Raw genomic sequence first — 12247 nt, 5'->3', positions numbered from 1 at the left:
GGTCCTGGCGTTCACCGCAATCGGCCTCGCCGGCCGCCTCCTTGCCGACAGCCTGCCGCCCATCGCTGTGGGCGGCCGAACGGGCCGACCCACCCGTGCCCTACAGGGACACGAAAACGGACAGCGCCTGAGAGTCATGCACCGGAAGCTCCGGGGTGAACCGCACTCCCGAGACAGTCACTCCGCCGGGCTTTCAGGTGGTGGCGAAGCTCATCAGCACGAGCGGGCCGGACGTCGGCGCAGGTGAGCCGCCGGCGGGTTCCACGGTGATGCCCATCCCCGACGCCCGGTTGACCGGACCCGCTAGCAGGACTGCTTCAGTGGTCCGGGACGGAGTCAGCAGACCCGCCGGGCGCATGGTGCCCGCATCGTTGAGCCAGAGTTGGTAGACCTTGCCGTCCGGCGGGTGGGGCAGCCCGGAGGCGACGAACACGGCCTGGTTCCTGCTGTGGGCGACCACGAGTGTGCCGGTCGCGCCGTCCTTCAACGTGCCGGTGGTGGCCTTCGCATCCGGGGCTGCGAGGACCTGTGCCAGCTGCTCGGACTGTTGTTGCGCCGCACGTGCCTGCTGCTGCGCGTCGTCGGCCCGCTGGTGCTGCCAGACCGCGATGCCGCCCAGGCCGGCCGCTGCTGCCAGGCACGCGGCCAGCGCGAAGCGCGACCAGCGTCCCGGGCGGAACCGGCGGCCCGTCGTCCTTGCCGGGGCCGGCGTCTGCGGGGGGTCCTGACGGACCGCCGCGATCCGCCGCAGTACCGCATCCTTCAATTCGAGGGGTGGGACAACCGAGACAGCAAGTCCCAGCTTGCCTGCGGTGGCCGCGAGTTCGCGCACCTCCTGAACACAGGCATCACACGCTCTCAGATGCCGCTCGAATGTCGCGTGCTCCTCATCTGACAGCGCATGCAGCGCGTACGCGCCAGTGAGCGTGTGCAGTTCGGCGGTGTTCATGCGGCCACCCCCAGGCAGTCGCGCAGCCGGATCAGTCCGTCGCGCAGTCGGGTTTTGACCGTGCCCGGCGGCACGGCCAGCAATTCGGAGACTTCCCGGTAAGTCAGTCCCCGGTAGTAAGCCAGCGTCACCGACTGGCGTTGCAGCTCCGTCAGGGTGCGCATGCAGCGCCGCACCTGCTGGCGTTCAAGCCGCGCCTCGACTTGTCCGTCACTTCGTCGAAGGTGGGGGTCTGTTCCAATAGCGCCGCCTTGTGCTCGCGCTCACTGGCCGCCTACGCCGAGCGGACCCGGTCCACCGCCCTGCGGTGGGCCAGCGTGAGGACCCAGTTCATAACCCCGCCCCGTTCCGGCTGGTAGCGGGCCGCAGTGCGCCACACATCGATCAGCGCCTCTTGAGCCACCTCCTCGGACTGGGCCGGATCACGCACCACGGTGCGCACCAGCCCCAGTACGGGACCCCCCACCGCGTCGTAGAGGGAACTGAATGACTGCTGGTCGCCCTGGGCCACGCGACCCAGCAGTTCGGGCAGGTCGGCCAGCGGAAGGGACGCCGCTGATGTGCGCCATTTCTTTCACGCGGTGATTCTCCTGAGCATTGGTGCCTGCAGGGGTAATTCGAAGCCGGCGTGCTCACGGATTGCTCCTGTTTGCGGCCGTGCGGTAGCCCTGGCACAGGCCAGGCCAACTTTGATCACCGCTGGCCCGCCACATGCTGGCGCAGCGGTCATGGCCCCCGATACGCCCGGCACGGCAATGACGGACGCCGATCAACGTGTTCGTATACTCGGCGGGACGAAACCCTTGTTCTTCAGCCCCGTCATGAAGCAGACCGCGGACGCCGCAACCGCCGTGACACGCAAAAAAGTTGGCGAAGCCGCGCAGGTGGACGGACGTCGACCGGTGCTATTGGACGGTGACGACGACGGAGTGCCAGCCGCTCGCGCCGTCGGGAATGGTAGGGGTGCGTTTCTCCGTCTGGACGGTGCCGGTGCGGTCGGTGGCGCGGACGGTGAGGGTGTGGCTGCCGGAGGTGGTGGCTTTCCAGGGAAAGGACCACTGGCGCCACGTGTCGGTGGTGTCCTGTGCGGCCAGGTCCGCCTGTTGCCACGGTCCGTCGTCGACGCGGACTTCGACCCGGTCGATGCCGCGGTGCTGCGCCCAGGCGACACCGGCGACCATCACCGTCCCCTGCGCCGGGCGGGCGAACGGCTTGGGAGTGTCGATCCTCGATTCCGTTTTGATCGGCCCCCGACGCGCCCAACTGCGCTTCACCCAGTACGAGTCGTAGGCATCGAAGGTTGTCAGCTCAATGTCCTCGATCCACTTGCACGCCGATACGTAACCGAACAGGCCGGGAACGAGCATGCGGACAGGGAAGCCGTGCTCAAAGGGCAGCGGCTGCCCGTTCATACCGACCGCGAGCACCGCGTCCCGTCCGTCCATGACGTCCTCGACCGGGCTGCCGATCGTCATCCCGTCCACCGACCTGGCCACCAGCTGATCGGCCGGTCCGCCCTTCGACGGCGGCTGAACCCCCGCCTCCCGAAGAAGATCGGCGAGCCGCACACCGATCCAGCGGGCGTTGCCGACGTAGGGGCCGCCGACCTCGTTCGAGACGCAGGCCAATGTGATGTCCCGCTCGATCAGTTCCCCGGCACGGCCCTTGATCAGGTCGTCGAAGGTGATCGTGCGCGGCCGCGTCACGCCCTTCCCGTGGATCGTCAGACGCCAGGTGGTCGCATCCACCTTCGGGACGACCAGCGCGGTGTCGACCCGGTAGAAATCCCCGTTCGGGGTGAAGAACGGGCTGACCCCCGGGATCCGCAGCTCTGCCCCCTTGGGCACAGGGGCAGCGGGAGAAGCAGGCTGGGGCAAGATCACCTTCGAACGGGATGCGACCGCGCTCTGGCCACTGGAGCCGTTGAGCGACCGGCCAAGCCAGCCCGCTCCTGTCGACGCCGCCGCGGCCACGGTGGCGGCCACGACGAAACCTCGCCGGTCCCAGCCATCGGCCGCCATGGGCGCGGCCGGAGAGCCGGACGCCTCCGCATTGGCGCTGTCGCCCGTTGAGGCGGCGCGGGGCTCGCCGGCAGTGGGAGCGGCAACGGGGCCCTGGCCGGAGCGGTGCGTTCGCAGGCGGCCGATCAGCCAGTACAGCAGCCCGGCAGCGACCACCGCTCCGACGACTGACGGCAGGGCGTCCCCCGCCCCGTTGGAGTCCGGGCGGCTTGTCGCAGCGAGCGCCCCGACGATCCCGAAGAGCAGCACCCCGGCAGCGCCGATCCGCCGATAGCGCAGCGCGATGACCCCGAGCAGCATCGCGAGTACCGCCAGCACGGCAAGAATGCCCAGCTGAAGGATCAGTTTGTCGTTCGTCCCGAAATGGCGGATCGCCCAGTCCTTGACCGGCGGAGGCGTCCGGTCGATCGCCGCACCTCCCACCGCCACCACCGGACTCGCCTGTGGGCGTACCGCAGCCGACACCAACTCCGCGACCGCCAACGCCGCATAACCGGCCAACAACCCACTCAACGCGGCCAGAGCGATACGGATCCAGGCACTCCAAGACTTCGGCATAGCCAGCATTCGACACCGCACACCAGCCCGATCAGCGGCAAGGCATGCCGGGAGACTCAGGAGCCACACGAACGGCCCTGGCGCGCAGCGCAGCGGATCGCGCGGAGGCCGCAGGATTAGCCGCCCACGCCCGAGGCTGATCGGACAGGCCCTCAGGAGACATTCACTGCCAAGAAGCAAGCCAAGGGCACGCCGGGCACGCCGTCGGGCTTGTACTGCGGGTCATGACGGACGGACTCCGGGTGGCACCGGGCCGAGGCGTCCACCCATTTGGAGAATCTGCCGTCGCAGCGGGCGCTGCGCCGCAACGGGTTCGCGCCCTATGGTGTCGCGCACTCCTAGATCTTTTCTTGGCGGGAGCTACCGGGACGCGCTCCAGTGGGAACGGTTCCTGGGTGACTGACCTCGCCGTCTCGGTTGAGATGAGGCCGGATGAAGAAAAGGCGTGCGGCGTCACCTCGGCCGAAATAGCGAATCCCGGGTACGACGGCGGCGGGTCTGGGGAGGAGCTCTCCCCAGAACAACCCGGTCATCGTCTCGTAAGGCTGGACAAGTTGATGGCACCCCTACGGGGTGGTGCGCAGCGGCTCGAGGGCCTCAGGCCGACACCGAGACCGCGGCGCGGCTCGCCGCCCTGGCAGGAGACCAGCCCATCCTGGCCGCGAAGGCCGAACACCGGCAGCCCAAGCCGGTAGAGGGTGAGACAACGGAGTCGGCCGGGAAGGTCGTCGACCTGATGGCCGCGCTCAACGCCTCCGTCGAGGCGGCGCGGGCCGGACGCGGCGAAAGCGTCGAGGACGCCACGGTGCACGACGTACCGAAGAAGCGGACGGCGAAGTCTGATCCAGGTCGCCATCACACGCCAGGTTGCCGCTCGTGCGACTGCCGTCCACATGACCCGATCGACGGCGTCGGCGCGGTCACACAGCGCAAAGGAAAGTTCGTACCGACCGCAGGCCCGCGGCAGCCGGGCCATGGCGGCCATAGGGGTTGTAGCGCTGCCCCGCCCCCCCCACGGCACGCGCGGTCCATCGCTTGTTCTCCACCCGCGCCCTCGACAAGCCCAGCACCGGGGCGACCGCGGCCCGCAGGTTGTCATGGCGCACCTTGCCGCGAGGGACGCCGCCCAGCACGCTGAGAGCGTGGACGTGGCCCTCGAAGAACGCCTCCTGGCCGCACGAGGCGAAGATGCGGTGCACCGCCTTGCCGTAGGGTTGCGCGCCTCACCAGGCTGTAATGGCCGATAGGTGGCCGTTGTCAGCGTTACTGAGGTTGAACTCGTGGTGTCGTAGGGGCTGACTACTTGTCGCCCGTGCGGTATCACCGGGGCATGCGGTATCCACAAGGGGGCGGGCTGACGGCCGAACGGCAGCAGTTTCGCGAGGAGTTACGGCTCAAGGCGGCCGAGAGGTTCGCGCAGGGCGAGGCGAGCTCGGTGATCGCCAAGGACCTGAGGGTCAGCGTCCGCTCGGTGCAGCGATGGCGACAGCTGTGGGACGAGGGCGGTCCGCGGGCTCTGCGGTCACAGGGGCCGGCTTCACTGCCGAGGCTGAGTGAGAAGCAGTTCGCCCAGTTGGAGGCGGAGCTGGCCAAGGGGCCGGCCGCGCACGGCTGGGAGGATCAACGCTGGACTCTGAGCCGTGTGAAGACGGTGATCGGCAGGCGCTTCCACCTGACCTACACCGTCCAGGGCGTGCGCAAGCTGCTGGTGCGCAACGGCTGGTCCTGCCAGGTGCCGGCCCGCCGGGCGATTGAGCGGGACGACGAGGCGGTGGCCGGGTGGGTCAAGGAGGTGTGGCCCTGCGCGGAAGACTCGCGGCGGCCCGTGGAGCCTGGCTCGTCTTCGAGGACGAGGCCGGTTTCTCCATGACGCCGCCGCAGGCCAGGACCTGGTCGCAGCGCGGCCGGACTCCGGTGGTGCGGGTGCGGGGCCGATCCCGCAGACGGATATCCATCGCGGCGCTGACCTGCTACAAACCCGGACACCGGTCCCGGCTGATCTACCGGCCGCGCCGGGACGACGGCCGACGCGACGGACGCAAGAGCTTCTCCTGGCGCGACTACCGCGACCTGCTCATCGCAGCCCACCAGCAGCTCGGCGGCCCGATCGTGCTCGTCTGGGACAACCTCAACGTCCAAAAGGCCGCCGGACTGCGGGAGTTCGCCGAAGCCCGGGACTGGCTGACCATCTACTACCTGCCGCCCTACGCGCCCGATCTCAACCCTGTCGAAGGGATCTGGTCCCTTCTGCGGCGCGGCTGGCTCTCCAACGTCGCCTTCAGCACCCCCGAACACCTCGTCCAGCGCATCCGACGCGGCTTACGGCACATCCAGTACCGCAGCGAGCTCATCGACGGCTGCCTCGCCGAGACCGGCCTGAGCATCAGACCCACCTGAGCAACGACACGACACCACGAGTTCAACCTCAGTAACCGCGCTGTGGTCCGCCGGGGCGTGCTGAAGAGCTGCGTCACATCCTCGGCGTTTGACCTCGGTCGGCTCTGACGTGCCCTTGAGGCGGCGTCGGTGGTCTGTGGCGACGGCGCTCTGCGCTGCCGTGAGTTACGTCGTGTCGGAGCAGATCGTGGTGTGCAGTTTCAACTCGGCAGTGTCCTTGGGGTGGTTGGGTGCGGTGCCGGGCTTGTGGTCGGGGAGGGCGGTTGGATCCTGTCTGCACCGTGGGGGACCGGAGGTCAGCTCATCGGCGCAATGTCGCCGAGCGGGGCCCACTGGAGGGCGGCCCCTCTCGGCACGTGGGATGCGGGATGCCTACGGCTTGTTCGAGGAGGGGATCGGCGATCCGGCCGAGGTCGCGGAGTCAGGCAACCCCCCGTATTCCGGCAGCTCGACGCCGTTGATCGCGCGCCCGACCAGATCGGTGAACCATGCGCTGGTGAAATCGGGCTGCGGTTCGGCGTCCGCCCCCGGGACGTCGCGGCTGCGGGCGTTCATACGGCCGATCTCCTGGTTGGCCTCGACGAACGAGCGCATCCGCGCCTCGTAGCGGGCGAACCCCGCCTCGGGATCCCAGTCGGCGGCGGCCAGCTCCCCGGCCAGCACGTAGGCGCCGACCAGCGCCAACCCGGTGCCCTGGCCGGACATGGGCGACGAGCTGAATGCCGCGTCCCCGAGCAGCGCCACCCGGCCGCTCGACCAGCGGTCCATCACCACCTGGGCGACCTGGTCGAGGTAGAAGTCCGGGGTGTCGTCCAGGTGCGCGAGGATGTCCGGGACCAGCCAGCCCAGACCCGCCATCCGCTCACGCAGCAGGCGCTTCTGGGCCGCGACGTCACGGTGGTCGACGTCGAAGTCGGGCGACGGGAGGTAGAACATGGCCATCGCCCGGGCGGCGTCCTGGATCGGCCGCAGGAGGGCCGAACGTCCGGACTCGTGATCCTGGTACTCAAGCAGCCAGCGGTCCAGTCCGAACTCATTGGGCACACTGTAGAAGGCCAGCATGTGGCCGAGGTGGTGCAGGAACCGCTCATGCGGACCGAAGACCATCGCCCGCAGTTCGGAGTGCAGCCCGTCGGCCCCGATCACCAGGTCGAAGTGCCGCCGGTCGCCGCCCGCGAAGAGCACGTCGACCCCGTCCGCGTCCTGGGCCAGCTCGGCGATCCGGTCGCCGAAGACGTACTCGACGCCGTCGCGGGTGTCGTCGTAGAGCACTTGGGACAGGTCTCCGCGCAAGATCTCGATGTCCGCGATGAATCCGTCGCCGCCGTCGTCGTCCGCGCGGAAGGTCTCCAACACCTTCCCGTCCGCGTCCACGGTGTGCGCTCCGGCGGTGTCGGTGCATGCCGCGCGCACTGTCGCGTCGAGCCCCATGCGTCGGATGACCTCCCTGGCGACCCCGCGCGCGTCCACCGCCTGACCGCCGGGCCGCAGCTCAGGAGCCCGCTCCACCACGGTGGCCTCGGCCCCGCGTCGGCGCAGCCAGTGGGCCAGCGCGGGGCCCGCGATGCTGGCCCCCGCCACCAACACCTTGGGGCCCCTCACCCGCGTCGCGTGTTCGCCGGTCCGGATGGTGCGCTCCTGCTCGGAGTCGTCGACGCTCATCACTGCCTCCATATGCTTCTCCTGGGCTGGAACGTCCCCAGCACAGGCCCACGGCTGTGGGTGTGTCCAGCCGTATCGACTGCGGATCGGCACACAACTCATCGGCACGGGCACGACGGAGATTAAGTCCGCGCTCCCGCGTTCGTTCGGAGCGAGGCATGTGCGGATCGGCAGCCGCGACGATCAGGGCCATTCCGTGCTGCTTCCCCTCCGCGCCCGCACGCGGACAGGGCCGGACAGTCACTTCGGCAGGGCGCAGGGCTCCAGGACACAACTCGCCCCTGGGGCCCAGGCGTTGGGCGGGAGCGAGCGGCGTGTGTGCTCACAGCGGCACTGCGGCACTGCGGCATGACGAGAGCCGAGGTGGCGCCCTCACGGGGTTGTCGTGGCCTCGCAGTACCTCTTGACGAGTTCGTACGAGCGGACGCGGGCGTCGAGATCGTAGACAGGCGTGGTCAGCATGAGTTCGTCCGCTCCGGTCTCGGCAGCCAGTTGCGCGAGCCGGCGCACCACGGTCTCGGGCGTTCCGCACGCCTGCTGTGCACGGAATCCGGCGAGCGCCTGCCGTTCCTCCGGCGTGAAGGGATGGGCCGCAGCGTCCGCAGGGGTGGGGAACGGGATGTCGCTCAGCCCCTTGAGCAGCCCGGCCTTCACCACGTCCATGGGCCCGGCTCGCCATGCCGCTTCCTGCTCCGTCTCAGCACAGATGACCTCCACACACGTCAGGACCCGGGGCTGCTCACACCATTGGGACGGCACGAACTCGGCCCGGTAGCGCTCCAGCACGGCGAAGGTGGTGTCGGGCCGGATGTGGTGGGCGACAGCGATCGGCAGACCGAGTCGCGCGGCCAGGGCGGCCCCCGCGGTGCTGGAGCACAGCAGCCAAGGCTCCGGCAGGAGGCCGAGCGCCACTTCGTCGACCAGGAGGGACAGAATCGCGGCGACGTCGTCGTGGTACTCCTGGTCCGTCGCCGACCCCGCTCCGCGGCGCAGTGCGCGCGCGGTGGCCTCGTCGAAAGTTCCAGGGCCGCGGCCGATACCCAGGTCGATACGGTCCTCATGCAGCGCGGCCAGTGTTCCGAACTGCTCCGCGAGCGTGATGGGCGCATGGTTGGGCGCCAGCACTCCGCCCGAACCGAGCCGGATCGAAGACGTCGAGGCCGCCGCGTGGGCAATCAGGAGCACGGGCGGGAACGCACCGATCGCGGGCGAATGGTGGTGCTCGGCGTACCAGATCCTTCGGTACCCCAAGGCTTCGAGCTTGCGAGCGAAGACGGCGGTGTCCCGCAGGGTCTCCACGCCGCGGGTCCCTGACTCGACCACCGCGACTTCCAGCGCTGACATCGGCACATTGATCATGCCGCCAGCATAGGGAAGGGATCGGCGGAGCGTTCCCAGCGGCGGAGACCGCGAGGGAGGCGTGAACTCCCAGCGCCAGGCGTGGCGTTGACCTGCACCGGAATCGGCGGAAGCGGAGCAGGGGGACCGACGCTATTCGTCGTCGCCCTCCCGCGTGCCCCTGCTGGGGCCGGCGCATCGTAGCTGTGATCTGGAGGGGGTGTACGGCGCATTCGCACAATCCGCAACTCGCTTGCGGCGCCGCGTAGTTGCTGGTCCCCTTGCGGTGAAGTCATCGCGTCGAGGTGCGCGCGATCGGGTGTCTTGGGGAGCGTCATGGGTGGAAGCCGCGGTGATCAGGACGGGCAGGTTGGCGGGGACTCGTCGAGCCCGGGCGACCCCGGGAACCCGATGCCGGCCCCGGAGCCGGAGCCGGATGATGATTGAGGCTCTTTCCGACGAGCTGGAGAGACTGGCGGTCGAGCTGCGGGCCGCGTGCGCGGCCGAGATCGACGGCCGGACGGTTGGGCACTTCAATGACCGGCCCTGGCTGCGTGCGGCATTCTTGGAGGTGCCGCGCGAGCATTTCGTGCCGGACCGGGTGTGGTGGCCGACGCCGCGTGCGGACGGCCTGCATCACGTGATCGACCGTCACGAGCGCCCACGGGCCTGGCTCAAGGGCGTTTACCGGCCCCGCGCTTCCCTCATCACGCAAGTCGCCGATGGCGCCGTACGGCCCGAGGACGGCCCTACAGACGCACCGTTCACCAGCGCCGTGTCCTGCTCGGCGGTCGTCGTCGACATGCTGCACCACCTCGACCCCGGCCCCAGTGACACCGCACTGGAGATTGGCACCGGCTCCGGATACAGCACGGCACTTCTGGCCCAACGCGTCCGCCCCGAGAACCTGGTGACGATCGAGATCGACGAACAACTCGCCGACCGTGCCCGACGGTCGCTCGCCGACTTCCGTCTGCGCCCGGCGGTCGTGACTGGCGACGGCGAAAGGGGATGTCCAGATCGCGGGCCGTACACGAGGATCATCTCCACCGCAGCCGTCCGGCAGATCCCGCGGGCGTGGCTCGACCAGGCCGCACCCGGCGCTGTCATCGTCACCCCGCTCCACGGGCCCTTCGGCCATGACGCCCTGCTTCGCCTCGTCGCCGACGGGCAGGGAGGGGGCGCCGGCCGCCTCGTCACTGGCGTCGCCTTCATGAAGATGCGCGGACAGCGCGCCGAGCGGCCCTTCACCGACCTCGGCTGGCCGACGGTCGAAGGGCCGTGGCCGGCGTACAGCGAAGCTTGCTATCAGGTCACGGTGCGCGACGGTCGCCAGAGGATCCGCATCTGCTGAGGCAGTGACGCCGGGGGGATCCGCGCGCCACCTGGTCCGGCCCCCGCCTTGAGAGGCAGGTACTGGAGAACCGGGCGGTATGGGCTGCCGCCGGATGGTTCGTAGTTGCTTCGGAATGACCAAGGTCCCCGACACCCAACCCGCAGCGCGTGCCGCGCGCGCGAGGCTGGCTGCCCACTTGTCCTGCGTCTGCAACAGCCCCTGGCGGGAGCGGCGCTGCGTCAGGAACGCTCCAGACGTCCGAGGTGCTCCTGGCGTTCTTTGGTGCGCCGCCCTCGGCGTGACGGCCCACACCACCTCGCGCGGCGAGGGGACCCGACCTGCTCGTACCAGGCCGCCAACCCTGACCTGCCCAAACGCAACCTTGTACAACGCGCTTTCGGGGGGAGGTTCCGAGGAGCCCCGGATGGATCTTCACTGCGTGTAGCCGAGGGCGGCGCAAGTGAATCCGGCGGGACCATTTTCGGAAACAGAATGGCCTGAAACATCACGGCGCCGCATGGATGCCATCCCGCAGAATCTAGCTCGTGATCGGCCCGTGAAGATCGCAAACTTCCGTACCTTAGGACGCTTGCCCTGCGGCTGGCGCCTTGAGTAGTACATGGTGCGCTTGGCCGTTTTACCCCAATCAAGCTGTGCGCTGCGGTGATTGACCGCGGTGCTCGGTTTTCCTTCTCTGGATCGAGGTTGCATGCGCACTAAAATGTTGGGCTGCCTGTTCGGTGTGGCCTCGATGACCGCCTTCGCACTCATCGGCGCCCCCGGCGCTCAGGCTGCTCCGTCTGCCGCCTCCGACTCCGCCCACGCGACCACCATCAGCGTGCCGGCCGGTCAGACCAGCGCGACCATGACGGTCGGCGGAAGCACAGTGACCGTCTCCAGGTCAGCCCCCTCCGTGGCCGTACTCACCTGCACCGTCAGCCCCGGCAAGCCGTATCACGGCACTGCCGGCGTGACATCCACGGTCTGGGCGTATTGCAACAGCAACGCGGCCACACTGTCGTTCGGGACAGCCCTGTACTTCTACGGATCCAGCGTCAGCCAGAACAATGTCACCAAACACAACTGCACATCGTGCTATGTGACCGTTACGGCGCCCTATCAGGCCGGTCAGTGGAAATCGGGCGCGATTCTCGGATACTTCGACAGCACCGGGAACGGGCAGTTCACCAGCGAGGCCTACAGCGCAACGGCGAGTCTGTAACGGGCCGTTGTCGTATCGATCATGGAGCTTGTCGATCGAACGGAAGCCGCTTGAAGTTTGTTGCGGGGAGGGCAGCGGCGAAGGCAGGACCCCCTGCACAGCTCCGGGCCGTTCGTGGCTCCGATCTCGCGCGGGATCCGGGCTGGCCTGGTTGCTACCGTGAAGCGCGCAGTGCTTGATCACCCATCAAAGAGCGTCCCGCATCGCTGAATTGCGTAATTCCCCCTGAAACAACCGCGGCCGGGGTGACGGCTTCACCGCCACCCCGGCCGCGACCGCAACAACAGCCGCCCGCGATTCGCTGGAACCAAACCGCATGCGGGCCGGGGGCGATGCAATCCCCTTTGGGTGCCTCGTGTTTGGGTGCCACGTGGTGATAGCGGTCGCTCTCGCAACTGTCCATGCCCAGAAGGCAGTTGAACCGCACGCCGGCCAGCAGGCCCTCGAGGGGCTCCGGCCGGTCGCCGACCTCGGCGCGGCCAGTCGTCGGTGCCGAGCAGTCATGCTGAGGCAGTCCGTAGCGTCCGCTGCAATGTCGTGCCGTATGACACCGGTCCGCCGGTTCGCAGCACGTACATCAGGCCCCGAGTGCCGGCCGGTTCGTCGAACGCGATCGCGCGGGACAGAGCTGATGACGCTCGGGATCGGCGGGCAGCAGCGGAGTCACACACTCCCGCAGATCCTCCGGTTCGAGTGCAGCCCACCCCTGGACGCTCTCCCCCCCGGAGGTCGCCACCTGAGCGCAGCATCCTGAGCCCAAGTCC

The 12247-nt window shown here is 68.8% G+C and carries 8 protein-coding genes and 1 pseudogene; 3 read left to right on the top strand and 6 right to left on the bottom strand.

The window, feature by feature from the left end; translation table 11 throughout:
• Nucleotides 1–193 precede the first annotated feature (193 nt).
• The 4 genes and pseudogenes from DWB77_RS01625 to DWB77_RS38615 form a co-directional block, all read right to left on the bottom strand.
• Nucleotides 194–949 (bottom strand): anti-sigma factor, encoded by a 756-nt coding sequence (locus DWB77_RS01625; protein ID WP_120719548.1) that lies wholly within the window; start codon nucleotides 947–949, stop codon nucleotides 194–196.
• A pseudogene (locus DWB77_RS01620) lies at nucleotides 946–1527 on the bottom strand (sigma-70 family RNA polymerase sigma factor). The gene DWB77_RS01625 and the pseudogene DWB77_RS01620 overlap by 4 nt, the downstream one beginning before the upstream one ends.
• A gap of 327 nt (nucleotides 1528–1854) precedes the next feature.
• Nucleotides 1855–3537, bottom strand: coding sequence for a molybdopterin-dependent oxidoreductase (locus DWB77_RS01615; protein WP_120719547.1), 1683 nt, complete (start codon nucleotides 3535–3537; stop codon nucleotides 1855–1857).
• A gap of 911 nt (nucleotides 3538–4448) precedes the next feature.
• Nucleotides 4449–4727 carry a hypothetical protein gene (locus tag DWB77_RS38615; protein WP_246033344.1) on the bottom strand — a complete coding sequence of 93 codons (279 nt, stop codon included), beginning with the start codon at nucleotides 4725–4727 and terminating at the stop codon, nucleotides 4449–4451.
• A gap of 131 nt (nucleotides 4728–4858) precedes the next feature.
• Here DWB77_RS38615 and DWB77_RS39535 point away from each other — a divergent pair.
• A protein-coding gene (locus DWB77_RS39535; protein ID WP_428985094.1) for an IS630 family transposase occupies nucleotides 4859–5925 on the top strand; the annotation gives its coding sequence in 2 pieces (ribosomal slippage) (nucleotides 4859–5302 and nucleotides 5305–5925; 1065 coding nt in all).
• 372 nt (nucleotides 5926–6297) lie between these two features.
• Here the strand turns inward: DWB77_RS39535 and DWB77_RS01585 are convergent.
• Nucleotides 6298–7587, bottom strand: coding sequence for an FAD-dependent monooxygenase (locus DWB77_RS01585; protein ID WP_120727241.1), 1290 nt, complete (start codon nucleotides 7585–7587; stop codon nucleotides 6298–6300).
• Between the two features lie 372 nt (nucleotides 7588–7959).
• Nucleotides 7960–8946 carry an MsnO8 family LLM class oxidoreductase gene (locus DWB77_RS01580; RefSeq protein ID WP_120719544.1) on the bottom strand — a complete coding sequence of 329 codons (987 nt, stop codon included), beginning with the start codon at nucleotides 8944–8946 and terminating at the stop codon, nucleotides 7960–7962.
• 418 nt (nucleotides 8947–9364) lie between these two features.
• On the opposite strand from DWB77_RS01580, the gene DWB77_RS01575 reads away from it, so the two are divergent.
• Nucleotides 9365–10279, top strand: coding sequence for a methyltransferase domain-containing protein (locus tag DWB77_RS01575; protein WP_120727239.1), 915 nt, complete (start codon nucleotides 9365–9367; stop codon nucleotides 10277–10279).
• A gap of 649 nt (nucleotides 10280–10928) precedes the next feature.
• A complete protein-coding gene (locus DWB77_RS01570) occupies nucleotides 10929–11483 on the top strand; it encodes a hypothetical protein (RefSeq protein ID WP_162952332.1) in 555 nt (184 codons plus the stop codon).
• The last annotated feature ends 764 nt before the right edge of the window (nucleotides 11484–12247 follow it).

The sequence above is a fragment of the Streptomyces hundungensis genome (assembly GCF_003627815.1).
GTDB lineage: Bacteria > Actinomycetota > Actinomycetes > Streptomycetales > Streptomycetaceae > Streptomyces > Streptomyces hundungensis_A.
Note: the sequence above shows the minus strand (reverse complement) of the source record. Positions and strands in the feature narration are given on the sequence as shown.

What these genes read in the sequence shown, in the direction of transcription:
- DWB77_RS01575 (WP_120727239.1), top strand. Translation starts at nt 9,365, where the DNA reads ATGATTGAGGCTCTTTCCGACGAGCTGGAGAGACTGGCGGTCGAGCTG.
- DWB77_RS01625 (WP_120719548.1), bottom strand. Translation starts at nt 949, where the DNA reads ATGAACACCGCCGAACTGCACACGCTCACTGGCGCGTACGCGCTGCAT.
- DWB77_RS01585 (WP_120727241.1), bottom strand. Translation starts at nt 7,587, where the DNA reads ATGAGCGTCGACGACTCCGAGCAGGAGCGCACCATCCGGACCGGCGAA.
- DWB77_RS01615 (WP_120719547.1), bottom strand. Translation starts at nt 3,537, where the DNA reads ATGCTGGCTATGCCGAAGTCTTGGAGTGCCTGGATCCGTATCGCTCTG.
- DWB77_RS01580 (WP_120719544.1), bottom strand. Translation starts at nt 8,946, where the DNA reads ATGATCAATGTGCCGATGTCAGCGCTGGAAGTCGCGGTGGTCGAGTCA.